The sequence below is a fragment of the Lysinibacillus sp. FSL L8-0312 genome (assembly GCF_038003285.1).
Taxonomy (GTDB): Bacteria; Bacillota; Bacilli; order Bacillales_A; family Planococcaceae; genus Lysinibacillus; species Lysinibacillus fusiformis_D.
In genome coordinates this window covers 938,931-965,757 of sequence record NZ_JBBOOV010000001.1, presented here as the reverse complement: position 1 = coordinate 965,757, position 26,827 = coordinate 938,931, and the positions used below count along the sequence as shown (strand labels likewise).

At 39.7% G+C, this 26,827-nt stretch carries 24 protein-coding genes and 1 other annotated feature (1 of these 25 running past the window's edge); of the genes, 17 read left to right on the top strand and 7 right to left on the bottom strand.

Annotation, left to right across the window (positions count from 1 at the left end; genetic code table 11):
• Positions 1-79: a binding site (T-box leader), on the top strand; it begins 160 nt to the left of the window's first position.
• A gap of 60 nt (positions 80-139) precedes the next feature.
• Complete coding sequence (gene ileS / locus MHI22_RS04920; RefSeq protein ID WP_340811180.1) at positions 140-3,232, top strand: isoleucine--tRNA ligase; 3,093 nt, start codon at positions 140-142, stop codon at positions 3,230-3,232.
• A 619-nt stretch (positions 3,233-3,851) separates the two neighbouring features.
• On the opposite strand, the gene MHI22_RS04915 is transcribed toward ileS, so the two are convergent.
• Positions 3,852-4,454, bottom strand: coding sequence for a LysE/ArgO family amino acid transporter (locus MHI22_RS04915; protein ID WP_058843520.1), 603 nt, complete (start codon positions 4,452-4,454; stop codon positions 3,852-3,854).
• Positions 4,455-4,565: 111 nt separating this feature from the next.
• Between MHI22_RS04915 and MHI22_RS04910 the strand changes: the two genes are divergently transcribed.
• Together MHI22_RS04910 and MHI22_RS04905 are read left to right on the top strand one after the other, a co-directional pair.
• Positions 4,566-5,999, top strand: a complete 1,434-nt coding sequence (locus MHI22_RS04910; protein ID WP_340811178.1) for an aminotransferase-like domain-containing protein — start codon at positions 4,566-4,568, stop codon at positions 5,997-5,999.
• Between the two features lie 225 nt (positions 6,000-6,224).
• A complete protein-coding gene (locus MHI22_RS04905) occupies positions 6,225-7,409 on the top strand; it encodes an oxalate decarboxylase family bicupin (protein ID WP_058843522.1) in 1,185 nt (394 codons plus the stop codon).
• Positions 7,410-7,611: 202 nt separating this feature from the next.
• Here MHI22_RS04905 and MHI22_RS04900 read toward each other — a convergent pair whose 3' ends face one another.
• A complete protein-coding gene (locus MHI22_RS04900; RefSeq protein ID WP_340811177.1) occupies positions 7,612-8,082 on the bottom strand; it encodes a DUF2975 domain-containing protein in 471 nt (156 codons plus the stop codon).
• A gap of 376 nt (positions 8,083-8,458) precedes the next feature.
• On the opposite strand from MHI22_RS04900, the gene MHI22_RS04895 reads away from it, so the two are divergent.
• Positions 8,459-8,986: a GrpB family protein gene (locus MHI22_RS04895; RefSeq protein WP_340811176.1), complete on the top strand. Its 528-nt coding sequence runs from the start codon at positions 8,459-8,461 to the stop codon at positions 8,984-8,986.
• 156 nt (positions 8,987-9,142) lie between these two features.
• Complete coding sequence (locus MHI22_RS04890; RefSeq protein WP_058843525.1) at positions 9,143-9,430, top strand: hypothetical protein; 288 nt, start codon at positions 9,143-9,145, stop codon at positions 9,428-9,430.
• A 208-nt stretch (positions 9,431-9,638) separates the two neighbouring features.
• On the opposite strand, the gene MHI22_RS04885 is transcribed toward MHI22_RS04890, so the two are convergent.
• The 4 genes from MHI22_RS04885 to MHI22_RS04870 form a co-directional block, all read right to left on the bottom strand.
• Positions 9,639-10,148 (bottom strand): DinB family protein, encoded by a 510-nt coding sequence (locus tag MHI22_RS04885; protein ID WP_058843526.1) that lies wholly within the window; start codon positions 10,146-10,148, stop codon positions 9,639-9,641.
• Between the two features lie 366 nt (positions 10,149-10,514).
• Positions 10,515-10,823 carry a hypothetical protein gene (locus tag MHI22_RS04880; protein ID WP_036117651.1) on the bottom strand — a complete coding sequence of 103 codons (309 nt, stop codon included), beginning with the start codon at positions 10,821-10,823 and terminating at the stop codon, positions 10,515-10,517.
• Between the two features lie 24 nt (positions 10,824-10,847).
• The gene (locus tag MHI22_RS04875) at positions 10,848-11,228 is read right to left on the bottom strand and encodes a DUF7668 domain-containing protein (protein ID WP_036117654.1); all 381 of its coding nucleotides are present in this window, start codon (positions 11,226-11,228) and stop codon (positions 10,848-10,850) included.
• Between the two features lie 326 nt (positions 11,229-11,554).
• Positions 11,555-12,706 (bottom strand): MFS transporter, encoded by a 1,152-nt coding sequence (locus MHI22_RS04870; RefSeq protein ID WP_036117657.1) that lies wholly within the window; start codon positions 12,704-12,706, stop codon positions 11,555-11,557.
• A 97-nt stretch (positions 12,707-12,803) separates the two neighbouring features.
• On the opposite strand from MHI22_RS04870, the gene yeiL reads away from it, so the two are divergent.
• Complete coding sequence (yeiL, locus tag MHI22_RS04865) at positions 12,804-13,466, top strand: transcriptional regulator YeiL (protein WP_036117659.1); 663 nt, start codon at positions 12,804-12,806, stop codon at positions 13,464-13,466.
• A gap of 80 nt (positions 13,467-13,546) precedes the next feature.
• Here the strand turns inward: yeiL and MHI22_RS04860 are convergent, their stop codons facing one another.
• Positions 13,547-13,864 carry a hypothetical protein gene (locus tag MHI22_RS04860; RefSeq protein WP_036117662.1) on the bottom strand — a complete coding sequence of 106 codons (318 nt, stop codon included), beginning with the start codon at positions 13,862-13,864 and terminating at the stop codon, positions 13,547-13,549.
• 283 nt (positions 13,865-14,147) lie between these two features.
• Here MHI22_RS04860 and MHI22_RS04855 point away from each other — a divergent pair, with 283 nt between their 5' ends.
• From MHI22_RS04855 to fabG, 11 genes are all read left to right on the top strand, one after another.
• Positions 14,148-15,128, top strand: a complete 981-nt coding sequence (locus MHI22_RS04855) for a diaminopimelate dehydrogenase (protein WP_340811175.1) — start codon at positions 14,148-14,150, stop codon at positions 15,126-15,128.
• Between the two features lie 162 nt (positions 15,129-15,290).
• The gene (locus MHI22_RS04850) at positions 15,291-18,476 is read left to right on the top strand and encodes a BTAD domain-containing putative transcriptional regulator (protein ID WP_340811174.1); all 3,186 of its coding nucleotides are present in this window, start codon (positions 15,291-15,293) and stop codon (positions 18,474-18,476) included.
• A gap of 217 nt (positions 18,477-18,693) precedes the next feature.
• Positions 18,694-19,227, top strand: coding sequence for a GNAT family N-acetyltransferase (locus tag MHI22_RS04845; protein WP_036117670.1), 534 nt, complete (start codon positions 18,694-18,696; stop codon positions 19,225-19,227).
• A 297-nt stretch (positions 19,228-19,524) separates the two neighbouring features.
• Positions 19,525-20,763 carry a substrate-binding domain-containing protein gene (locus MHI22_RS04840; RefSeq protein WP_036117673.1) on the top strand — a complete coding sequence of 413 codons (1,239 nt, stop codon included), beginning with the start codon at positions 19,525-19,527 and terminating at the stop codon, positions 20,761-20,763.
• Between the two features lie 61 nt (positions 20,764-20,824).
• Positions 20,825-21,601: an ABC transporter ATP-binding protein gene (locus MHI22_RS04835; RefSeq protein ID WP_036117677.1), complete on the top strand. Its 777-nt coding sequence runs from the start codon at positions 20,825-20,827 to the stop codon at positions 21,599-21,601.
• A complete protein-coding gene (locus MHI22_RS04830) occupies positions 21,576-22,283 on the top strand; it encodes an ABC transporter ATP-binding protein (protein WP_089932777.1) in 708 nt (235 codons plus the stop codon). Before MHI22_RS04835 ends, MHI22_RS04830 begins: the two co-directional genes overlap by 26 nt.
• A 15-nt stretch (positions 22,284-22,298) precedes the next feature.
• The gene (locus MHI22_RS04825; RefSeq protein WP_058843533.1) at positions 22,299-23,171 is read left to right on the top strand and encodes a branched-chain amino acid ABC transporter permease; all 873 of its coding nucleotides are present in this window, start codon (positions 22,299-22,301) and stop codon (positions 23,169-23,171) included.
• A complete protein-coding gene (locus MHI22_RS04820; protein ID WP_340811173.1) occupies positions 23,168-24,184 on the top strand; it encodes a branched-chain amino acid ABC transporter permease in 1,017 nt (338 codons plus the stop codon). The genes MHI22_RS04825 and MHI22_RS04820 overlap by 4 nt, the downstream gene beginning before the upstream one ends.
• Complete coding sequence (locus MHI22_RS04815) at positions 24,181-25,185, top strand: 3-oxoacyl-ACP synthase (RefSeq protein WP_340811172.1); 1,005 nt, start codon at positions 24,181-24,183, stop codon at positions 25,183-25,185. Before MHI22_RS04820 ends, MHI22_RS04815 begins: the two co-directional genes overlap by 4 nt.
• Positions 25,186-25,197: 12 nt before the next feature.
• The gene (gene phaZ, locus MHI22_RS04810; protein ID WP_340811171.1) at positions 25,198-26,109 is read left to right on the top strand and encodes an intracellular short-chain-length polyhydroxyalkanoate depolymerase; all 912 of its coding nucleotides are present in this window, start codon (positions 25,198-25,200) and stop codon (positions 26,107-26,109) included.
• On the top strand, positions 26,093-26,824 hold the full coding sequence (fabG, locus tag MHI22_RS04805) for a 3-oxoacyl-ACP reductase FabG (RefSeq protein ID WP_340811170.1): 732 nt from the start codon (positions 26,093-26,095) through the stop codon (positions 26,822-26,824). Before phaZ ends, fabG begins: the two co-directional genes overlap by 17 nt.
• Positions 26,825-26,827: the final 3 nt, after the last annotated feature.

Genomic DNA, 26,827 nt, shown 5'->3' with positions numbered 1-26,827 from the left:
TGATTGTACGTTGCTGAGCGCTATTGACCATTGTGTCAATAGAATTAGGGTGGTATTCGCGGTTAACCCCGTCCCTTTCCTTGGGACGGGGTTTTTTGTATGCCTTTTATACAAAATGGATTGTATAGGAGGAACTCATATGCAGGAAGAACAAAAGAAGGAAACAATGGTTGAACGAGAAACGAGGATTCGTGCGTTGTGGGCGCAAGAAGGAACCTTGGCAAAGTCCATCAACAATCGTGCTGGACAGCAGCCCTTTGTATTTTACGAGGGACCGCCAACAGCGAATGGTTTACCACATGTTGGTCATGCTTTTGGCAGAACAATTAAAGATGTTGTGGCACGCTATAAAACGATGCAAGGCTATCTCGTTGAACGAAAAGCAGGCTGGGATACACATGGATTGCCTGTGGAATTAGGAGTAGAAAAGGCATTAGGCATCTCTGGGAAGCAGGAAATTGAGAATTACGGGGTAGAGCGATTTATTCAGGCATGTAAAAAGAGCGTTTTTACCTATGAGCAAAAATGGCGTACCTTTACAGAGCAGCTTGGCTACTGGCTTGATATGGATAATCCTTATCTGACACTAAGCAATGATTATATCGAATCTGTGTGGCATATTTTAAGCCATGTACACAAGGAACAACTTTTATATAAAGGGCATCGTGTTTCACCTTATTGCCCTAGCTGCCAAACATCCTTAAGTTCACATGAGGTAGCACAGGGGTATAAGGATGTCAAAGACTTATCCGTTACAGCGATGTTTAAGCTTCGGGATCGCGACGAATATTTCTTAGGCTGGACAACGACGCCTTGGACATTACCTGCTAATGTAGCCTTGGCTATGAATCCATCTCTTCAATATGTACGTGTAAAGCACGAAGATAACATATACATCCTCGCTAAATCACTGGTGGAAAAGGTTTTTACAGAGCCTATCGAAGTACTAAGTGAGCATGATGGGCAAGAGTTTGCGGGTGTTTCCTATCAACCACTATTTTCTTATGTAACGGTCGAAAAAGGGCATGTTGTCGTCATGGCGGATTACGTGACGGAGCATAGCGGAACAGGAATTGTGCACATTGCTCCAGCCTATGGAGAGGACGATTATAAAACAGTACAGTACCATGGTTTGTCCTTTGTCAATGTAGTTGATTTAAAAGGCTGTTATACAGAAGCTGTGTCTGAGCTTGTCGGACGCTTTGTAAAAGATTGTGATGTTGATATCATTAAAATGCTAGCGGCAAAAAAACTTCTATTTGCTAAAGAGAAATATGAGCATAGCTACCCACATTGCTGGCGCTGTGATTCACCTTTGCTGTACTACGCAACAGATAGCTGGTTTATCAAGATGTCAGCATTAAAGGAGCAGCTTTTACAAAATAATCAGCAAGTGACATGGTATCCAGGTCATATTAAGGACGGTCGATTTGGCAACTTCCTAGAAAATTTAGTGGATTGGAATATTAGCCGTAATCGTTACTGGGGTACACCATTGAATGTCTGGGTTTGTCGGGAGTGTGCTCATGAGGTGGCTCCAAGTAGTGTTGCAGCATTAAGAAAATTAGCTAAAGGGGCTTTCGATGAAAATTTAGAGCTTCATAAACCATTTATTGATGACATTGTCTGTACATGTCCTGTCTGTCAAGGAGACATGAAGCGGACGCCAGAAGTTATTGATGTTTGGTTTGACAGTGGCTCGATGCCATTTGCCCAGCAGCATTATCCTTTTGAAGATGTCACGACTTTTCGTCAGCAGTTCCCTGCAGATGTCGTCATTGAGGGAATCGACCAAACAAGAGGCTTTTTCTATAGCTTATTAGCGGTATCGACGTTATTTACAGGCAAGCCACCTTATAAAAATGTTCTATCGTTAGGGCATGTCTTAGATGAGCATGGGCAGAAGATGTCAAAAAGTAAAGGTAATGCTTTAGAGCCTGTTGAATTAATCGAGCAATATGGAGCGGATGCTTTACGGTGGGCATTTTTAGTCGACAGCTCCCCTTGGAATCCGAAGCGTTTTTCTAAGAAAATTATCTTAGATGCGAAATCGAAACTAGTGGATACACTTGACAATACGTTTAAATTTTATGCAATGTATGCCCATATCGATGGCTTTACGTATGATGCTACAAATAAAGGGAGTCGATCACCTCTAGATCATTGGATTTTGTCTCGTCTCCATCACACTATCCAACTTGTCACAACGTTCATGGATGATTATCAATTTACACAGGCTACACGAGAAATTGCTCAGTTGGTAGAGGAGTTAAGCAATTGGTATATTCGCCGTTCACGAGCTAGATTTTGGGCAAATGGACTGACAGCAGATAAACGAGGTGCATTTAGTACGCTTTATGAAGTGCTTACATCTATTTGTCAATTGGTAGCACCGTTTACGCCATTTATTGCTGAAGACATCTACCGTCAATTATGTGGGAAAAGTGTTCATCTGGAGAACTACCCAGCATGTGACGAACAATTAGTGGATGTCAAGCTTGAACAAGAAATGGCAATGGTTTTAACAGTAGTGGAACTTGGACGCAGCATTCGCAATAGTCAGGGAATGAAGGTTAAGCAACCTTTAAGTGAACTCATTGTTGCCGTAAAAGGAGACCTGATGGATTGTCAAGTCTATAGTGAGCTCATTCAAGATGAGTTAAACATCAAAGTCTGTAGGTGGGCGCATGATTTTTCAGCCTATGAAAGCATCCAATATAAGCTGAATTTTAAAACTGCTGGAGCTGCATTTGGTGCAAAGGTTAATCAAGTAAAAGAATATGTGATGGCATTAACGAATGAAGAAAAGCAAAAGCTTCAGCATAATGGTTCGATTAATTTTGAGATGGAAGGACAACAGCTAACATTATTAGCAGCCCATGTTGTTGCTGAAGCGGTTGTGAAGGAGTATTATAGGTTAGCTGAGGATAGCACATGTCGTGTATTGATGAATGTTCAACTAACAGAAAGCTTGCTACAAGAAGGGCAAATGCGAGAATTAATTCGCACAATTCAAGACGCAAGGAAAAAATGGCAGCTACCAGTGGTCCAATATGTGTCGATTGCCTTTAACGGTAGTACAAAGGTACTTTCTATCATCCGACAGCATGAAGCAATATTACAAGCGAATGTATTAGTCAAGGCTATTCATTATGGTGAAGCGTGGTCTAAAGCGAAATCCGTTGAAACAACATTGTTTAATGAACAGCTCACGGTATTTGTCTCACTCTAAAAGAAATGCTCAGGAGGAATCCTGAGCATTTCTTAGTGTTGAAAAACAAAACAGTCAATTGAAAGGGAGAAATGGATTTCCGTTGCAGGCTACTTGCTTTCCTGTGGGCGAGCGCCGAGCCGCTTCCTCCGCTACCGCTCCGTTTAGAGGCTCGCCTGTCTCGCTATCCCACGGGAGTCAAGTAGCCTTCCACTCCACCCCACAAAAGTGTTACCTTTTTAGCAAAGGTTTTTAAATAAAGTGAAGGTGTTCACTTCTCTTTATGGAGAGGTGTTGTCACGCATCACTTCTCCACATTGAAAATAAGAGCCTATCCCCTCTAAGAATACAGATAATGGGCTATTTGATCGCTATACTACTATGAAAAAAGTAAAGACACTTTGCAGAATGGTTGATTGGAGTGGAGCCAGCGTCACTCCTAGGGGATTTAGCGTCACAGATGAGACCCTGGAGCGAGCGTAAGTGAGTGAAGCGGCTCATCGGACGCCCCCTGGAAAGGGCGCTGGCGGAACGGAAATCAACCTCTCACCTTGCAAATTTGCTTTTTCTGCCGTTGACATCATCTTTTTTCAACAACATGAAATGCTTCAGGAGGAATCCTGAGCATTTTCTATGTAGGCTACAGTAAGCCACTTGCGAGATAACACGCTGTTGCCCAAATAAAGATGGCTGAGCATTTATTCAAGATGCCCATCAACTTACCAGAGCTATCAAGTTTTTTGAACGAGGCACCAGTCAACGTGAGACCGAAAAACCATAGCCAAGAAATTAGCACGCAGGCTACCGTGAAAATCATTTGCTCTGTACCACTATATTTTAATGCGCTCGTACCAATGACGCCGATTGTATCTAATATAGCATGTGGATTAAGTAACGACACAGAGAGGGCAAAGAGAATTTGTTTTTTTATGGGCAGTGGTTCACTTTTTTTTGTAGTGCTCGGATTTGAGCGCCAGATGGTATAGCCCATATAAAGTAAAAAAACAATACCAACAGTCATTAAAGCGATACGTAGCCACTCAAATTGTAAAACAATTAAGGATAGTCCGAATACCGCAAGCACAATTAGCATTGTATCACAGAGGGCAGCTGTTACACTTGCTGGCAGGGCGCGTAATAAATTGGGTTGTGTAGCACCTTGAGAAAAAACAAAAACATTTTGTACACCTAAAGGTAAAATGAGTCCAAATGCTAAAATGATGCCATGAAGAAAAGCTTCCAACAATCATCCCTCCTTTCACTACTCATTTTAGATATGGTATAACTAAAAGAAAACGACCAATTGGATGGTTTTTTATCCACCCAATTTTCTAGCAGGAAAGGTGATGGATAAATGAACTGGCAGCCAAATAGACAAAGAGATACCTCATTACAACAGCAAATTGTGCAATGGATAACAGCACTGGTGGAACGAGGAGACTGGGTAGCAGGAACAAAACTGCCCACCCAAAGACAGTTAGCCATGCAGTTTGGCGTCAATCGTAGCACGGTTCAACAGGCTTTAGAGGAATTAAAAGCAATAGGTCTCCTTGAATCAAAGGTAGGCTCTGGGGTTTACGTTACGCATAATTCATGGCATGCATTAATTCAACAAACACAGCCGAATTGGCAAACCTATATCGAAACAAGTATCCATAAGCCAAACTATCACACTATCCAATTAATTAATGAATACGAGCAGCGTGAGGATGTCATTCGTTTAGGAACGGGTGAGCTAGCACCAAGCTTATTGCCCACAGAGGCCATAGAAGCTTCACTAAGGGAGCTATCTTTTCAGCCCAAAGCATTGGGCTATTCCTCACCACAGGGTAATGATCACCTTCGTGCAGCTATCTGTGACTATGTACGAAAAAGAGGCATCGTTGCTGAGCCTCAACAGGTCTGCATTGTCTCAGGTGCACTTCAGGCATTGCAGTTAATTGCCGTTGGTTTACTAGAACAAGGGTCTATTGTATTTCAGGAGCCAACCTCCTATTTAAATTCTGTCCATCCATTTCAATCAGTAGGGATGCAAATGGTGAGCATTCACCGCGATGAACAGCTTGCCCAAACATTGTCTCAAAGGAAACGGAAAAAACAAGCCGTATTTTACGCTATCCCAACTTTACATAATCCAACGGGCCAAGTATGGACATCTCTGGAAAAAAAGCAGCTCTATGAAGGCTGTCAGGCATCACGTATTCCAATTATTGAGGATGATGTCTATCATGAATTACTTTTTGAAGCGACCTCTCCTCCTATTAAAGCAATGGATAGCAGCGGACAAGTCCTTTATATTGGGAGTGTCTCCAAAACCTTAAGCCCTGGGCTACGCATTGGCTGGCTTATTGGTCCAACCACCGTCATCGAACGATTAGCCGATATAAAAATGCAAACGGACTATGGCTCAAGTGCTATCTCACAAGAAATTGTCCTACATTGGCTACAATCAGGAAAATATGAATCGCATCTTGCATCTTTACGTCAGCACTTGCAGGATCGAGCCCATTTCACTGAGCAAATTTTACAGGGAAAATTTAAAGACATTGCTACTTGGAGCAAACCAAAGGGAGGCTTTTATATTTGGCTCAAGTTTCATGAGCCACTTATAGACAAAGAATTCTTTATGAAGCTATTGCAGCAACAAGTATTAATCAATCCTGGCTATATTTATGACCCACAAGATCATCATCATATTCGTCTATCTTATGCCTATGCAACATATGACGAATTGCAGGAAGGCCTCCAAATCTTGCATAAATGTGTAGTGGAGGCTTTGCTACAGTGACTGATTATGTTTTCATGGGAATGAATTTGCTCTACGTTTAGAGGAGTGATGCCTCCGCTCCATAATGTGAGGAAAGCGGTCAAAAAAGTAATCATTCCTCGTAACCAAATAGCCATTCTCATGCACTCGCCCAACAGAAAAGCAAGTGAATAGTACAAGCTGTGTGCCCATACATTTAGAAGGATGAAAGTATTTTTTAAATTTCTACGATAAAGAGGTGAACGATTGGACAATTTGCCGCCGGGTTATTTTCAGGTGCCTCAGCCTATTCGGAATGATGGAGCTGGAGGGGTGGATAAGGGGCCACGCGATATTATGAGGGATTTAGAAAATCCGGATATGCTGGTGCCACCAACGACAGATGCGGGTTTGATCCCTAACCTACGATTCTCGTTTTCAGACACGCATATGACATTAAATCAAGGTGGGTGGTCACGGGAAATTACGGTTCGTGAATTACCGATTGCTACGACATTGGCGGGTGTAAATATGAGCTTGACACCGGGAGGCGTGCGCGAACTGCATTGGCATCAGCAGGCGGAGTGGTCTTATATGCTACTCGGTCATGCTCGGATTACGGCAGTTGATCAAAATGGCTGTAATTTTATTGCCGATGTAGGACCAGGTGATTTATGGTATTTTCCACCTGGCATTCCTCATTCAATTCAGGGGTTAGAGGATGGCTGTGAATTTTTATTAGTGTTTGATGATGGCAATTTCTCAGATCTGAATACATTGTCGATTTCAGATTGGTTTGCGCATACCCCGAAGGATGTGCTATCTGCCAATTTTGGGGTTCCAATTAGTGCTTTTGATCATATTCCGAATGAGCAAGTGTATATTTATCAGGATCAGGTTCCTGGTCCCATCAATTCACAAAAAGTGGAGTCTCCTTATGGGCAGGTTCCACAAACTTTTAAGCATCGCTTATTAGCACAGCCACCACTGAAAACACCAGGTGGCAGTGTGCGTATTGTGGATTCAACTAATTTTCCGATTTCCCAAAATATCGCAGCGGCACTGGTGGAAATTGAGCCTGGGGCGATGCGCGAATTACATTGGCATCCGAACAACGATGAATGGCAATATTATCTACAAGGAAAAGGGCGAATGACTGTTTTCACAGGGAATGGAACAGCACGAACATTTGATTATCGTGCAGGTGATGTTGGGTATGTGCCGTTTGCGACGGGGCATTATGTTGAAAATACTGGCACAGAGCCATTATGGTTTTTAGAAATGTTTAAAAGTGACCGATTCCAGGATGTATCTTTGAATCAATGGATGGCCTTAACGCCAACAGAATTGGTGCAAAGTAATTTGCAGGTTGGCCCTGAGTTGCTACAGGCTCTTAGAAAGGAAAAATGGCCAGTGGTGAAATACCCTGGTTTTTCGTATTATCCAAAATAAGAATGCAGGTGAATACTTTGTAAAATTAAAGATAAGTGAACGCATGTTTTTATTTTAAAACAGTAACTTATCTTTAATGTCACACATTATAGGATAGTTGGTACATCACTTATATAGTAGTGATGTACTTTTTTATTTAGTAGACCTCATTTATTACTACAACAACGAAGGGAGTTTTATAAAAATGGTAATTATGAAACACCTACATATTTTCTAGGATATTTTTTATGGGTTTTTGAAGTACGTCTATAATGGCAGCGATGATAGCTGTTACTAAAATCCCTATTAGACCAAGTGCTATCGGACCTGCTGCGTCTTCACCCGTGAACATAGCAGAAACCCTTAAGTAAACTATTAAAAACAAAATGAAGAAAATAATTGTCAAAGCGCATTTTTTTATAACCTTCAAGGAATTAAGGGATAGCTCAGAAAAAGCATTGTTTATATTGATATAACTCAATAGTTTATAGGCTTGATACAACGCAACAGAAAACGTAATGCATACTCCATAGGCACATATTAACAATGGATATATCGAGTAATCTCCTGGACGCACTTTGGCATCTCGTAAAGCCGCTTGAGGTAACCAATAGATACACACAGCAAGTACCGCAATTCCAATAAGAAAAGCAATGATCTTTAAGAAAAAAGTTGAACTTAGTTTAACATTCATTTGAAGCACCTCTCCGATTTAATGATAATATGATATTAGTCTATTTATTATCGTTTATCAATATATTTATTTCGTTTTTTATTATATTATTGTTGTTATTCAAATGATTATTTAAAAATCATGTGGGAATCGTACTTCGGTTATGGTAAGTTTTATGATGAAGTAACTGAACAATAGGGCGCAATTGTTAAAGTTGGGAATGCGTCTTTCATCATCTAAAGGGCGATTAAAATGGTAAAGAAATTCGGCAAAATTACATTAGAATTCAGTTTAGCTTGTGAAGTAGTGTATTTAAACTAACACTGCAGTTGAGTTTAAGAAGGATAAAGAAATCATCGAACGAATTAGTTAACTATATTGAAAATGAGGTGACTAAATGAGATTAGGGTTAAAACGAGATGAGGTAAGGTTAGAAGCACATTGTGATGAGTGGAAAAAAGAGTTTTTTAGGGTGAAACAGGATATTTTAAATGCAACGCCAATTCAAGAGAATAGAATTGAACACATTGGTAGCACAGCCATAAAGAATATCGTTGCCAAACCAATATTGGATTTAGTCGTTGGTGTTGATGATATTGAAAATGTTGATAAATCGATATTTCAAGGGCTAAGGGAAGCTGGTTTTTTAAAGCTCAAAGTGGAACGCCCTAATGAAATTGTGCTTGCGAAGTTTAATGATGATCATTATGAGGAAAAGACACACTTTATTCACTTAGTAGAATACAACAAAGAACTCTGGAAAAATTTAATCTTTTTTAGGAACTACTTAAATTCAAACGAAACAGCAAGGGAAGAGTACAGAGAACTGAAAATGAAATTTGTAGAAGAGAAAAATGGTGGGATCAATGAATACACAGATTATAAGGAACAATTCGTAAAAGGAATCTATGAGAAAAGGAAATAATTTCTTGTTAAGCTAACAGTATGCTTTACTTTAACAGGCAAAAGACAAATCACCGTCTTGCTATTCAGCAATCGGGCGCTTTCATGGAAAACTAGGAAAGTGTCTTTATAGGACAAAGTGTTATGGAACGCTGCATTTAATTAGGGGGGCATTGTTATGGAAATATACTGGGTAAACGGACAATATCAAGAAGATGAGCGGATTTTTGATTCTCAGTTTGAAGTTTATGAATGGACGGACTCATTATATCAAGATTTCTCCAATGGCTTTTTGAGAAAAGAAAATATCGGTTATGCAACTCCTGATATAAAGGTCATTGATTGTTTAACGGAACTAATACCACAATGGGCGGAATACATGAATGTATATGTTACAATGCATAGAGATAAGATGGAGGTAGACGGTAAAAAAATGTATAGAATTTGGACTTCATATAGTAGATAAAGTTCTTCCACCATCGGGCGTGGTTCTGTAATAAGGATCAGTGCTCGATCATTATAGGGACATATAATTGAATAAGAAATTATAATGTATAAATAGGGATAACGTCAGGAAAATGCGGATTTATAACGCTAAGTAAGGTTCACTATGAGAAAACCTAATTTCTCAGTATGAAGTGAAAAATTAGTTTTTTTCAATAATAGAAAGAGATTTATAAGTATTTATCGCTAATCACTTTCATATGGTGTAACTCGTGCCCGACAATGCCATATACAATGGTTCCTACTGAAACTGGACTGTTCATTACAGTTCCTTTACGAACCCACGCAGCTTCATCAATAGTTGAAATCAGGCTTAATGTGTTGGAGCGTACGGTGTCTAAACCAGCTAGTAACTGTTCCCAAGATAATTTGTTGAAGTTTGCCGCAGAAACGTATTGATCCTGATCCATTGCTGGGAGTGGTGCAATTTCATTTCGTGCAATGGCAAGTATTCGATACGACATCACACGTTCCGAGTCGGTCATATGCCCAATCACTTCTTTTAAAGTCCATTTCCCTGGTGCGTACGTCTTACTTGCTAACTCCTCTGATACGCTGCCTAAGAGGGTAAGGGTCTTAGCTTGTTGCTTATTAAGTATTTCTTCAATATCTCCATCTGGCACAAGACTAACATACCTATCATGCTCTGGATTTTCAATAAATAATGGTCGTGGACGCACATGAATCCTCCTCATCGGAATAGTTAATTATGGTTGTAGGGTAATATTCTACTTTCAAGCGGATATTTCCTTTATATAATATTTATTTATTTTCATTACCGCTATTTCGAAGACATATTAAATAATCGGGCGCAATTCTTGAAAAGGAATTGTGCCTTTTTCATTAATAGGGCCATTTAATTGAATTAAAAATGGGGCTTTATGTTAATCTTGATTTGAGTTTGTGAAGCAATGTACTTAAGCTAACGATGCATTTAGTTGAATAGCAATTAGGTGTGACTGGAAGAATTGGAGATGATATAAAAAACACCGAAGTGTCATATGTATTTTCAAATTAAGCTTATGTACAACTTGGAATTTGTGAGGTTAATCATAATAGTGAAATTCAAAACCGTCTTCTGGTTCGCCAACTTCATATCCCAATAATTTTGTAGCTCTATTCTTAAATATTGTAATCCATTCATCCCATTCTTCTGATGGTAACTTAGCATAGAATTGTAATCCACTTGATTCAATACTTACTTCTATTAATTTATCATCTGAACCATACCACTGTGGACAGCCGTTTACAAAGTTGTTCCAGTTAGGCATTTCTCTATATAAACGCTCCAACTTATCCCAAACTTCTTGTGGAGCAGAATAATGAATATTCAAATTAATATTGTATATTTCCATATGTTCTCCTTTTAATATATTGTTTTACTGTGGGTCAACTGTGATAAAAACACTTTTTAATCCGTCATCCGTATATAAAAACTCCATTTGTAAACACATATCTGCCAATTTTGAATTTGAAGTTAAAGCATAATCAACAGCAAATCCACTATTGTCATTGAATTCATAGAAGTTGATTTGTGAATATTCGTATTTGGGGTGGAAATTACATGGAGCGCCATATTCATCAAATGAATCAAATCCATTTAAGTTTAATGTTTCTTGAACATAATAGAATAACTCACCAATATCATCCACTTCACATTCATCCACATAATTTAAAATGTTTTCATATTCTTTATTGTGCATTACTTTTAATATATTAGTAATAACAGTTAAAGCATATTGTTTATCTTCATTTTTCATAGTGAACCTCCAAATTCTAATTTGTCTTTCTATTCAACTGTATAATATCATAAATTTGTGAGAAAATTCACTTAAACTAACGGAGTGCTTTAGTTCAATAACGATCTTCCACAATCTGGCGCGATCATGGAAGAAGCCAATGATTATTTATTGTAGTATTGTGGTAGATGTTGTAGTAGTAAATGGGTTCATATGTTGTCCAAAAAGGATAGATGTAAACAGGTATAATTCCTGTTCATCTATCCTTTTTTTACCCACTATAATGTGTGATATTTTAATAAAATACATGATAATTAAGTTCTATATTTATTCTCACCTGCTTTTTGTTAATATTGATATTTTTTGCGCGTCAGCAGCAAAATAGCGATGGCAGGCACTGTACAAATAAGCATGGCTGCAAAGGACAGGCCAGGAGATATTTCGTATAAATATCCTCCTAAAAACGTAAGGATTGCTGTACTTAAGCCCATGGCTAATGCGGAATAGAGACCTTGTGCATTTGGAATTTGTTCCTTTGGTAGAGCTTTCGTTAAGTAGCGGATAAAAGCGAAATGTGCTAGTGCAAAGGATAATGCATGCAAGGTTTGTGAAGCAATAAATACCCAGACATTCGGGAACATAAAGATAAGTAACCAGCGCAGGGAAGAGCCGCTTGCTGCTAAGAGTAATAATGACGATGAACGCCACTTCGTCAATAATGTATCGGCCTTCATAAAGTATAGGATTTCGCAAATTACTGCGATGTTAATAATCATGCCCATATAGAATGGGTCTACCTGTAAGTCTTCTAAATAAATATAACCATAGCTATAATAAGAGGCATGTGCACCCTGTAATAAAATTACGATAAATAAGACAATCGGGAAGCCCTTGATAGTCCATAAAGTCTTCATCGATAATGATTTCGCACGTTGTTCTTTTGTTGGCACAACAAGTAATTCCTTTGGAGTGGCTAATTGCTGCATAAGTAACATGCCGATCAACCCAATAATCATGCTCCAAAAGATGATGTTTTTGCCGAAAACGCCCGTCAACATACTAATAATTAATACAGCAATCACAAACCCGAAGGAACCATAGGAACGGCTTTTGCCGTAGTGAATATTGCCATGCTGGACAAGCGTTGCTGCACTACTTTCCACAGCAGGTAATAGTGCTGGATAAAAGACACTAAATAAAATGGTCACGATTAATAATGCGATAAAGCCAGTGCTTGGAATATAAAGTAATGCAGTTAGTAGAGCACCTACTGCTAAAATCGTAATAAGACGTTTATTGTGTACATATTTTGCAAGGGTTGGAAAGAAGAAAAGATTGGACGTGGCACGAGCTAGTAGCCCACAGCCCATTACAACACTTGCCTGCGATACTGTCAGATGTTTTGCATCCACAAGCCAACCTGTCCAGTAGGGTAAGAAAATGCCCCAGGTGATGAAAAATGTAAAGAAATTCTGAGAAAGCCATCGTTGATTGTTCATATAATTACCGTACCTCCATTAACTAAGTTGAATAATAGCATGTTCATCGCTACAATAATGTGAGATATCTCATATTTTTTAGAGGGGAGAGTAAAAAATGCATATTCTAACAGCTGAAGCACGTACCCAATATCTTGAAAAATATCCGATAGATGATTTTTTCTCATTTGCTATCGATCCTTATCTGGAAGTGTGTCAATTTGACAAAGGAGAGTGGATTTTTCAGGAAGGCTCCTTTCCAGATACATTGTATTACATGATAGAAGGCAAGGCGAAGCTCTATATGACGCATAAAAATGGCAAAGTTTCACTAATTGAATATTTGGAAGCTCCTCGTTTTATGGGGGAAATTGAATTGCTTAATGAGGCGAGGTATACAAAGGGGATACAAACTGTTACCAAGACAATTTGTTACTCCATTACACAGGCATGTAAGGAAAAGTTACTTGTGGATGCCTTGTTTTTACGTAGACTTTGTGTGTTTCTAGGGGAAAAAGCCACGAACATGACATCTAAATATACACAAAATCAAGCATATCCGTTTGAGAATCGCTTAGCAGCCTTTATTCAATTATCTGCTGATCAAGGTGTCTATAAGGAAAAGCATACGGAAATCTGTGAGTATTTAGGGGTTTCTTATCGCCATTTATTATATGTATTGGCACAGTTTTGTGAAGAGAAGATATTAGAAAAACGTAAGACAGGCTACCATATTATTGATGAAAAGCGTCTTGCACAGTTGGCTCAGGAGATACAATAGCGATGGACTTGCAGGAGATCGTGCTAGAAGGAAGCGCCCGATTAAGTTAGCAGAACGCTTACGAAGTACCATGTCAGACTTCATATAAAGAAGTCTGGGTTTGGCTTGTTGTATTCACTTTTTTTAATGAACCAGCGAGCGATGTCCTTACCACTATGGTAGAAGTCTACCTCATGCACCTTATTTTTTTGGATGGTGATGTCTAGCGTGTTTTCCATAACGTCAAAAGGTAAAACACCGATACATAAAGGATTGTTTGGTAAAAGACTTTCATGTGGTTTACGAACAGTTTGTTTCGCTTCAAGGTGCTTGTTCGCCGTATTATTTTGTGTCATATGGAATGCAAGTAGTTCTCCTTGTGCCAATGCCGTGCTTGATGAGTAACCAGTACTTTTCATTCAACATGCCCCCTTTTGTCGTTACATTTATTGTACAAGACTGGTTGGAAAAATAGCCGTTATTTACAAGGCTTTTACAATAACTTTAAGATTCATGGAATATTTAGTAATTTGTAACCGCATTCATACCGTTTTTGGATAAAAACCATAGAAAACTGATATAAATTCTTTTTGAAAAACTCATACTCAAACTATTGTGAATTTTTCTAACACAAAGTATTATTGTAATTAGATTTAACGTGAAAGTTTTCACAAAGTCACGAAATCGTTAGGAGGAATTTTAATGAGTGCAATTCGAGTAGGTATTGTAGGATATGGAAATTTAGGACGTGGTGTGGAGTATGCTATTTCACAAAATCCAGATATGGAAGTAGTAGCGGTGTTCACACGTCGTGATCCTTCAACAGTAAACGTAGCAAGCAATGCGAGCGTATATTTAGTAGATGACGCCGAAAAATTCCAAAACGACATTGATGTCATGATTTTATGTGGTGGCTCTGCAACGGATTTACCAGAACAAGGACCACATTTTGCACAATGGTTTAATACAATTGATAGCTTCGATACACATGCGAAAATTCCTGAATTTTTCGATGCTGTAGACGCAGCGGCACAAAAATCTGCTAAAGTGTCTGTTATCTCAGTTGGATGGGATCCAGGTTTATTCTCCTTAAATCGTCTACTAGGAGAATCCGTATTACCAGTTGGTACAACATATACATTCTGGGGCGATGGTTTAAGTCAAGGTCACTCAGATGCAGTACGTCGTATCGAAGGTGTTAAAAATGCTGTTCAATACACATTGCCAATTAAAGAAGCTGTAGAACGTGTACGTAATGGTGAAAACCCTGAATTAACAACACGTGAAAAACATGCACGTGAATGTTGGGTTGTGTTAGAAGACGGTGCAGATGCTGCAAAAGTGGAACAAGAAATTGTCACAATGCCTAACTATTTCGATGAATATAACACAACAGTTAACTTCATCTCTGAAGATGAATTTACAGCAAACCACACAGGTATGCCACATGGTGGTTTTGTCATTCGCAGTGGTGACAGTGGAGCAAACGATAAACAAATTCTCGAATTCTCATTAAAACTTGAAAGTAATCCAAACTTCACATCTAGTATATTAGTGGCTTATGCACGTGCTGCGCATCGTCTAAGTCAAGCTGGTGATAAAGGAGCGAAAACAGTATTTGATATTCCATTCAGTCTGCTTTCACCAAAATCAGCTGCTGAATTACGTAAAGAATTACTATAATCATAGAAAATCACCCGATTATCATTCATTTGATTATCGGGTTTTTTATTTTTGCCATTCATTCGATAAAATATGGTAAACTGTCAATAATTTAATAATCTGAATTTTTGTGAAAAAATGGAGCTATTGTAACCTTACACAAATTTGGAGGTTATCGTTAACATGACAGATATTATTATTCAATCAAAATGTATGGCACCAAGTCCATCCACTCATTGTATCAATAGAGCCGCACTTATGAAGACATTAAAGAAGAGCCATCACCATACTTGTACATTTATTCATAGTGGTGCAGGGTATGGTAAAACGACCATCCTCACACAATTTCTCTCGAACGAAGCGAATAAATTTTCTTGGTATAGTATTTCCGAAGAAGATGATAATTTATTACCCTTTTTAAGACATCTTTTTTTTAGCATACAGCGAGCTGTGCCGAATTTTGGTCCTACATTCGATGAGTGGAATCAATTGTCACGCTTCCCTAAAATGGAGGAGCTGAATCGCTGGTATAAGCTTTTTGTCAATTGCCTATGTAGCATAGAGGAGCCATTTCTAATTGTCATTGATGATTTTCATTTAGTGGATCACGTCTTTTCAATTAATTATTTTATGGAGAAAGTTATTGAATTTGCTCCACCAGCGATTCATTTTATTATCGCATCTAGAACATTACCGAATTGGGATATTATGAGAAAATTAAAGCTGCAAAAGAAGTGGCTAGTGATCAACGAGGACGAGCTGGCCTTTTCAACTGAGGAAATTGCTGTTTTTTTTGAAGAATATGTAGACGTGCATTTATCCGATGCTGAAATGGCCAAGATATTGGAGATCACAGAAGGCTGGGCCATCAGTCTTTCCTTGTTAGCAGAGCAATGGCATCATGTTTCTTTAGATTATTGGCTAATGATTTCTCCGAATGATCTTTTCACCTATTTGTCAGAAGAGGTTTATAGTAGGATGACTGCAACGGAGCAAGAGACCATTTTAAAACTAGCTATTTTTCCTACATTTTCAGCGGAGCTATTGGAAGATTTTTATGGCTTTGAAATGGCACAAATGTTGAATACTTTATCACAGCGTCATTTATTTATTCAACCAGTGACAACAGATGGTTTATACCGCTTCCATGCTTTGTTTAGTCGGTTTTTAGAAATGAAATGGCGTCAGCATACAAGTTGCTATACGGACCTTCATAAACAAGCGGCATTCTATTATATGGAACGGCATAATATTCAAGCTGTGCTTTATCATGCCTTTAAAACGAATGACCATGATTTTTGTGGAGAGCTATTACAGCGTCATGCAGAGCCATTAGTACGTGCTGGACAATTTGAATGGTTATTAGAAAAAATCAATCGATTTACTGTACAAGAAAAAGATACATTTTATAGATTATATTATTTTGTTGGCGAATGCCATCGCTACCGTGCTTATTATGAAAAGGCGAAACAATCCTACGACAAGTGTGCAATGATCGCACAGCAGCAGCAGGATCACCTATTTATGACAAAATCTCAAGCAGGTTTGGCACATATTTACTTAGACACTATACAGCCTGCATTAGCAGAGCCTTATTTAGAAAAAGCATTAGAGCTTGCCAAATATACCCCCTTACTAAAAGAGGAATTATTAGAACTTCAACGGCAATATGCTGAAAACTTAGTGAACTTAGGGAAGGCCAAGGGTGCACAGTTATTTATGGAGGACGTGGCATTGCCAGCGGATGTCATGCAACGAGCGAATGTGGATGTCCGAGTTTTACTACGGACTGGGCAATTACGAGAGGCGAAGGAATTATTAGCACAGCGCCTTGAATTGCCACCTCAGCTTGTGGCAACCCATCGTGAAAGTGAACTACTAGCAGCATTTGTCTATGCATTGTTAGGACAAGGAAAGGAAGCTTGGTATGCAGCCCAGTATGGGATACGCAGGGGGTTAAGAGAGAAGTCTATTTTTATAGAGGCGGTTGGTTATATCAGAAAAGCACATGCGCTACTATTAATGGATTTCCCAGATTATCAAGGGGCATGTCAAGCCTATGAAAAAGCGTTGACTTTATTGAATGCCATTAATATTTCTCGAGTCAAGGCCGAACCTTATATGGGGCTAGCGATTGCTAAACATTATTTAGGAGATATAGTAGCGGCTAAGAAATACTTGGCATTGGGCTTACGAGAAACCGAGCAAGTACAAGATGCTTGGATGACAGGCCTCATTCTTTTAGCGGAAGTGAAAATCATTCTCTCCCAGCAAGAAACAGAACGAGCGAAGCAATTAGTAAGGAAGGCACAACAACTATTTCAGGAATGCGGAGATCGCAATGGCTTGATGCATGTTCTATTCTATCAATCCGTTATCGCGTTTCAAGAAAATAATAGAGACCAATTTCATCCGTATTTTCAACAGTTTGCGCAATTATGTTTGGCAAATGGCTATGACTATTTTTTACAAAGGAAAATGATACTTGGTCCAAGTGATCGAATGATTTTCTATGAGCTATTGCATTTTAGCCAAACAGGAGGTGTGGAACATGCAGCCATTCTTGCATTACGAAGCTATTTTCAAGTGGAGGACAGTATCAATTATCCGCATGATGCAATACAAATCAATCTTTTTGGGAGTTTAAGTTTAATTCGAGCACAAAGAAAGCTCGAAGATAAAGAATGGCAACGTGATAAATCGAAGGAATTGTTCGTGTATCTATATTGTCATCGCAATCGTTTTACACCAAAGGAAGAGATAGCGCAGGCATTATGGCCAGACCGCACTATCGAGTCCTTAGATCGGGATTTTAAAGTGGTCTTAAATACATTATTAAAAGTGTTGGAGCCACAACGACATGCAAGGCAGGAGAGCTTTTTTATTCAACGTAAGAATAATATGTATCAGTTGCAAAATATTGCCTTTCTCCAAATTGACGTGGAACGATTTCACTATTATTACAACCTAGGAATGGAGGAATTTGATCCACAGTTGTCCGATGAATGGCTACTGTTAGCGGAAGCGAGTTATCCAGACGCCTTATATGCAGAAAAAAAGCAAATCGACTGGCTTACTCAAGATCGCGAAAAGCTACAATTTTTATATATAGAAGTTCTAGAACGTTTGGCACAAAATGCCACAAGGCAGCAGCAATATAAAAAAGCCATCCACTATGCAGAGAAAATAATTGGAGAGGATGCACTATGGGAGGAGGGCTATCGCCTGCTTATGTACAGCTACTACCAACTCCAAAACCGTTCTCTAGCATGCAAATGGTACGAAAAATGTGTCCAGCAGTTACAGAGCGAATTAAATACAACCCCTATGGAGTCGACCATGGCTGTCTATGATTTAATTATGGGATAGCTAGTTCCGTCGTTTAAATGAGGGAATCTTATTGGGGTGGTACAAATTTGTAGTGCAGGGAGAGCCACTCATAAGTAGAAATGAACTATATGAACAAGTTAAAAAAAGCAACATATTTAAATGCCATTTTGTCAGACAAATAAAAGGCTGGCCACAATTTGCAGATTGAACAAGATGAGTGAATGGTTGAATCGTGTAGAAGGAGAGATGAATTAAAGTGATACTTGCAAATGAAAAATTATTTTTAAGGGAATTCACGCCACATGACTGGATTGATGTTCATAAATATGCCTCACAGGAGATTGTTTGTAGGTATCAAACATGGGGACCGAATACAGAGGAGGATTCAAAAGAATTCATTCAGGATGCACTCGATGAAGCAAGACAAACACCAAGGGAAAGATATGTTTTTGCTATTATTTATCAAGAAACTTTAATAGGTTCGGTTGAGATAATGATTAGGGATTTCACGAATAAGGTGGGGGAAATTGGCTATATTGTTAACCCTGACTATTGGGGGAAGGGAGTAGCAACGCAGAGTGCTAAATTAGTGATCACTTTCGGTTTTGACACATTAAAGCTCCATCGTATTTATGCAACATGTGACCCAAGAAACATTGGATCATCAAAGGTTTTAGAAAAGGTTGGAATGGCCAAAGAAGGAATATTACGTGAAAATATGTTAATGAAAGACGGTGTTTGGCGAGATTCCTTCTTGTATAGTGTATTGAAGCAGGAATGGTCTTCATGAAGCGTACTACAGAATGCAGTTTGAAACACTAAAAAATAGTTCCTAATACAAAAGACAAAAATGTTGTACATTCAACGTTTTTGTCTTTCTTTTTACCTGATGTAATTAATAGCGTAGCGACAAATCTTTTATCACTTTTAAATTTTTAATAAATAATTCCATAACATCGATACAGAAAAATGCTTTGTACTTTTGTGCAAAGCATTTTTTGTAACTAATTTGTAACTGGACTTTTGTATAGTGTTGTCATAGCAAGAAAGCGCTTTCTATGGAGCTTATTTTAAAGGGGGTTATAGGATGAAGAAGCGGTGGTATTGGTTTCTTTTAGTAATGTTGGCTGTGGTGTTGGTAGCTTGTAGTGGGGAGGATACGAAGGATGATGCAACAGATGCAGATTCCTCCGATGGTGAGACAAAAGCGGTGACGGCGGAAGGAGGCACGATTAAGATTGGGGTGCTTGCTTCGTTAACGGGGGCGCTTGAATCATATGGGAAGCAGACGCAGCGGGGATTTGATTTAGGGATTGAGTATGCGACTGGTGGGACGATGGAGGTCAATGGTAAGAAAATCGAGGTTGTGTATGAGGATACGGAGACAAAGCCGGAGGTGGCCGTGCAGAAAGCAACAAAGCTATTAGAAGATGACCAGGTTGATTTTTTAGTAGGTTCTTCAAGTTCTGGTGATACCCTTGCTGTTCTACCGCTGGCGGAGGAGTATGAAAAAATTATGGTGGTGGAGCCTGCGGTGGCTGACAGTATTACAGGTTCTGAGTTTAATGAGTATATTTTCCGTACAGGTCGTAATTCATCACAGGATGCCTATGCAGCCGCGGCGGCTATTGCTGGTAAAGGTGTGAAGATTGCTACATTTGCCCCAGATTATTCGTTTGGCTGGGATGGGGTGAATGCGTTTAAAACGGCAGCGGAGAAATTAGGTGCTGACATTGTGTTAGAGGAGTATGCAGACCCAGCAGCAACAGACTTTACGTCTAATTTACAAAAGGTGCTAGATGCTAAGCCTGATTATTTATTCGTTGTCTGGGCAGGAGCAAATTCACCATGGAATCAAATCGCAGATCTTAAAATTCAAGAAAAGGGCATTAAAATTTCAACGGGAGCACCTGATATTATAGCGCTTCAATTTATGAATCCATTGGTTGGTATGGAAGGTTTTTCGGTGTATTACCACACACTACCGCAAAATGATGTCAATAAATGGTTAGTTGAGGAACATCAAAAACGTTTCAATGAAGTACCTGACTTATTTACACCTGGCGGTATGTCTGCGGCGATTGCCATTATGGAGGCATTGAAAAAATCGGAGGGAGATGCAGATGCCAACAAGCTGATCGGCATAATGGAGGGGATGTCATTTGAGACACCAAAAGGTACGATGACGTTCCGTGAAGAGGACCATCAAGCCCTTCAATCGATGTATTCCATTCGCTTAGAGCAACAGGATGGCGTGGATTATCCAGTACCCGTACTTATTCGGGAGTTAAGTCCTGAGGAAACAGCACCACCTGTTATGAATTAAACAAATGAGAGGCAGCATGGCTGTCTTTCTACATAACTATTAGAGGAGAAGGGAGTAGAGGATGGAGCCAATACTACACACAGACAATTTAACGATTCAGTTTGGGGGACATACGGCGGTGGATTGCGTTAATTTTCAAATGCCTGAAAAGCATTTAAAGTCCATTATAGGGCCGAACGGTGCTGGAAAAACAACGTTCTTTAATTTGATTAGTGGAGAGCTAAAACCAACTGCGGGTGATGTTTATTTTAAAGGGCAATCACTTGCCCAAAAGTCGGCCATCGAAAGAACACGTATGGGGTTGGGTCGATCCTTTCAAATCACGAATGTGTTTCCAAATTTAACGGTTCTCGAAAATGTTCGTTTAGCCGTGCAGTCAAAGGAAAAGATTCGTTATCAGCTATTTCGACACTACAAAAGCTATAAGGCGATTACCGACAAAGCGGAGGAGCTATTATCACTCGTTTTACTCGACAATAAACGGGACGCCCTGACAACGATCCTATCACACGGGGAGAAAAGAAAGCTTGAGATTGCCATGCTACTTGCGTTGGATACGGAAATTCTGCTACTCGATGAACCAACAGCTGGTATGTCTTTAGAGGAAGTACCTACGATTTTAGAGGTCATTCGGACCATTAAAAATCAAGGGAATAAAACCATTCTGCTCATTGAACATAAAATGGATATGATTTTAGATTTATCGGATTCCATTATGGTGTTATTTAATGGTCAGCTACTAGCAGATGGTTCACCCGTGGAAATTATGAATAATGATACCGTACAACAAGCATATTTAGGAGGGCTGTACGATGACCACCTTACTGACATTAAATGAGGTTCACACGCATATCGGCCAATATCACATTTTGCAGGGAGTTAATTTTGAAGCGAGGGAGGGACAGGTTAGCGTACTGCTTGGACGAAATGGTGCAGGTAAAACAACGACCTTGAAAACAATTATGGGATTAACACCTGCGACAAATGGCGAAATCGCCTTTCGCTCCCACTCCATTAAAAAAAGCCCAACATACAAGGTGGCTAAATTAGGGATAGGTTATGTGCCTGAAAATCAAGGGATTTTTGCAGATTTAACGGTAGAGGAAAATATGAAGGTAGCCATGTATAGGGAGGATACTGCCACGTTAGAGCGACAGCAATATGTGCTGGAGCTGTTTCCCGATTTGAAGAAGTTTTGGAAAAAGGCTGGCGGGCATTTATCAGGAGGGCAAAAGCAAATGCTGTCCATGGCAAGAGCCTTTATCAATGATAGCCAATTAATATTAATTGACGAGCCTTCCAAGGGGCTTGCGCCCATAGTGGTGGAGAAGGTGATGGAAGCGATTATGGAAATGAAAAAGAAAACGTCCATTGTTCTTGTTGAACAAAACTTTATGATGGCTAGCCGGATTGGTGATACCTATACTTTGATCGATGATGGCAGAACAGTAAATTCGGGCATGATGGAGGATTTGATTGTCAATGAAGAACTAAAACGCAAGTATTTAGGAATTGGATAAAGGGGGTGACCATCATTGGAGCTTTTCATCAATTTACTCATTAATGGCTTGGCAACAGGGATGTTGATATTTCTGCTGGCGGCAGGTTTGACGTTAATTTTTGGCTTAATGGATGTGTTGAATTTTGCGCATGGTGGATTATTTGTTTGGGGAGCCTATGCGGGAATCTTTACCTATATGTGGACAGAAAGCTTTATCGTAGGAATTATAGGTGCGCTTGTGACAGGTGCGTTACTTGGACTGCTTACAGAGAAATTGATTATTACGCCTGTTTACGGCAATCATATTCAGCAAATTTTAATTACGTTAGGGCTTATGCTCGTTTTGCAGGAATTCATCAAGGTGGTTTTTGGTCCAAATGGTGTGGCCGTAAAAACGCCGAGCTATTTAGCGGGAAGCTGGGAATTTGGTGACGTGATTATCATCAAATATCGCCTATTTATTATTGTTATAGGGTTTGTGATTTTTGGTGTTTTTCAATATATGCTGAAACGCACGAAGATTGGGTTGATCGTTCGAGCTGGTGTGCAGGATAAGGAAATGGCACAGGCTCTTGGTATTCATATTAAGCGTGTATTTCTATATGTCTTTATGGTGGGTGCGGCTCTTGCGGCACTTAGTGGAATGTTGATGGCTCCGTATTCGGGCGTCATCTATGCGGAGATGGGCATGGAGTACGCCATTTTAGGATTTATTGTCGTCGTCATTGGCGGAATGGGTAGTTTTTCAGGCTCATTGTTGGCTGCTATTTTAGTAGGGCTAGCAGGTAGCTTTATGGCTTATTATGTGCCTGTGCTATCACTAGCAGTCAATATGATTTTAATGGCCAGCGTTTTAATTTTCCGTCCACAGGGGCTGTTTACGATGCGAAAGGAGCGAACATCATGAACAAGAAAATGTCCTTACGCTCTATCGCTTTTTTCCTGTTATTGGCGATTTTTATCGTACTCCCTTTTGTCAATGATTCAAGGACGCTGCTTATTTTACTGACACAAATTTTCATTTTTGGCATACTGGCGATGAGCTATGATATTTTGCTCGGTTATACAGGAATCGTTTCCTTTGGGCACGCTATGTTTTTTGGTATTGGCGCTTACACGACAGCGGTCATGCTCAAGCAAATGGATAACACACTATTCATCTTTCTGGTGTCCATCATGATAGGCATGGTAATAGCAGGCTTTGTTAGTTTTTTAGTAGGTTTATTAACCTTGCGCTTGAAAAGTCATTTTTTTGCGATGCTCACACTAGCCTTCTCGGGGTTATTTTTAGTAGTAGCTGAAAAGTGGCGCTCTGTCACGTATGGCAATGATGGCTTTACTTTTCGAGCACCAGATATTTTTAGAGATCGGATGACCTTCTATTTCTTTGTGTTAGCAAGCTTAGTTGTCATCTTTTTAGCGCTCCACCGTTTTGTTAACTCGCCGACAGGTCGACTACTAATTGCTGTTCGGGAAAATGAACAACGGACGAAATCATTAGGCTTTAATACCTTGCACTATAAAGTGATTGCCTCCGTTGTTGCAGGCATTGTTGCGAGCTTTGCAGGCTCCTTATATGCGATTTCTTTACGCTTCGTTAACACGAGTGTGATGGCGATGGATATTACACTCGATGCGCTATTAATGACGATTATTGGTGGGGTCGGCACTTTAGTAGGGCCATTACTAGGAGCAGCAGTGATTGAATATGCACAGCATGCATTATCAGGGCTAGCACGAGATTACCCTATTTTTGAACGTTGGATTATCTTCTTTGGGATTCTCTATATTTTAGCCGTTATCTTTTTCCCGAAAGGTATTATTGGCTCACTAAGACTGCTGTTTTGGAAATGGCGAGCAAAGCTAAAGCAAAGAAAAAAGCCCGTAGCTCTGCCCCAGGAAAAGGAGCGATTTGAATGACTGTTGGTATTGTCAGTACAGGTATCTATCTACCTCAAAATAAAATGACTTCGCAGGACATTGCGGCTCTTTCAAATATTCCAGAGGACATTATCCGTCAAAAAATGGGTATTCATGAAAAGCCAATCCCTGGTGAGCATGATCATACCGTGCAAATGGGTATATGGGCAGCACAGGATGCGATAAAAAAAGCAAATCTGGACCCGAAAGATATTGATGTGATCATCTATATGGGTGAAGAGCATAAGGAATACCCACTATGGACAGCCTCCATCAAAATGCAAGAGGAGCTTGGTGCGGTTAATGCATGGGCATTTGATGTGCAATTGCGCTGTGGCACGACGATCATGGCGTTGAAAGTAGCGAAAAGTTTAATGGCATCAGATGACACAATTCATACCATTCTTTTAGCAGGTGGCTATCGCAATGTGGATTTTATCGATTACAGCAATCCACGAACGCGCTTTATGTACAATTTGGCGGCTGGTGGAGGTGCCATATTGCTACAAAAAAACTATGAAAAAAATCAGCTTTTAGAGGCGGAAATTATGACAGATGGTTCTTTCTCAGAGGATGTAGTTGTACCAGTTGGAGGTACGAAAACACCGTTAACACCATTCCATTTAACAGAAAATTTATATCAGCTTGACGTTTTGGACCCGATTGGGATGAAGGAGAGGTTAGAACAAAAATCATTAAGCCATTTTTTGAAGGTTATTCGCTGTTCTCTAGCGAAAAGTGGATACAGTGAAGAACAGCTCGACTACTTAGCGATGCTGCATATGAAAAGGTCTGCACATGATTATATTTTAGCAGAGCTTGGCTTACAGCAGGAACAGTCTATTTATTTACAAGACTATGGACATATTGGGCAAATCGATCAAATATTGTCCTTACAGCTAGCTCAGGAGCAAAATCGTATTCAAGCAGGTGCTCTTGTGACACTAGTGAGTGCAGGCATTGGCTATGTTTGGGGGGCTATCACAATACGTTGGGGATAAGGGGGAAATGGTATGTTACAAACAATTCAACTAGCAAATGGTGAGACGATGGCATATCGCAAAAGAGTTGGAGGAAGTCATCCTTTAGTGTTGGTTCATGGCAATATGACTTCCTCTAAGCATTGGGATGTGCTGATAGATGCTTTAGATGATAAATACACCATCTATGCAATCGATTTACGAGGCTTTGGAGGTTCATCCTATCATCAGCCAATCTATACCATTAAAGATTTTAGTGATGATGTTAAGCTATTTGTGGATGCGATGCAATTGCAAAGCTTTGACATGATTGGCTGGTCAACTGGCGGAGCTGTTTGTATGCAGTTTGCAGCCAATTATCCAGGTTATTGCCAGCAATTAATCTTACTGGCCTCCGCTTCTACACGTGGCTATCCATTTTATACGGATTTAGGAACAGGCGATCCAGCCTGCTTTAAGCGAGCCTATAACTATGAAGATGTACTTGTGGATACATCGAAAACAAAGCTTATCCAAGGCTTTTATGACACAAAAAACGGCGAAGGTTTACGGTCGATATGGAATGCTTTAATTTATACCCATCAGCAACCAAACGAGGAAAAATACCAAGAATATATAGAGGATATGCTAACACAGCGCAACTTAGCAGAGGTGTATCATGCACTCAATACATTTAATATAAGTGCTGTTGACAATGATGTGACAAAAGGGTCACACGAAGCTCTCCTACTCCAGATACCGATTTTAGTACTGAGAGGGGATCGTGACTTAGTTATTACAGAGGAAATGAATGCGGAATTACTGCAAGACTTAGGCAAAACGGCACAGTTTGTTAGCTTAAAAGATTGTGGGCATTCACCATTGATGGATGATTTAGCACAATTAACAGCTGAAATCGAGGCTTTTTTAGAAATTGGAGGAAGACAGTATGCGTTTAAACAATAAAGTAGCCATTATTACAGGTGCAGCCAATGGCATCGGCTATGCGGCTGCCGAGCGTTTCATCGAAGAAGGGGCATGGGTGTTTATCGCTGATTTCGATGAGAAGGCAGGGAATCTCGCAGCTCAACAACTAGGAGGAAATGCTTCATTTATACAGGTGGATGTGGCAAGGAGAGAGAGTGTTAACCAGCTGGTGACAGCAGTGATCGAACAGGCTGGACGCATTGATATTTTAGTGAATAATGCAGGTATTACAAGAGATGCAATGCTAACAAAGATGACAGATGACCAATTTCAGCAGGTGTTAGATGTCAATTTGACAGGCGTTTTTCATTGCACACAGGAGGTCATTCCCCATATGGTGGCAGCTGGAGGTGGCAAAATCATTAATACATCATCGGTTAGTGGGGTCTATGGCAATGTTGGTCAAACGAATTATGCAGCGACGAAAGCTGCCATTGTAGGGATGACCAAAACATGGGCAAAGGAATTAGGGCGTAAAGGCATCAATGTCAATGCAGTGGCACCTGGCTTTACAGAAACAGCTATGGTCAAAAAGATGCCTGAAAATATTTTGGCTCAAATGCGGGCAATCGTGCCGTTACAACGTTTAGGAACCCCACGGGATATAGCCAATGCCTATTTGTTTTTAGCATCTGATGAGGCATCGTATGTTCATGGTCATACGCTTCATGTAGATGGCGCCATTATGATGTGATGG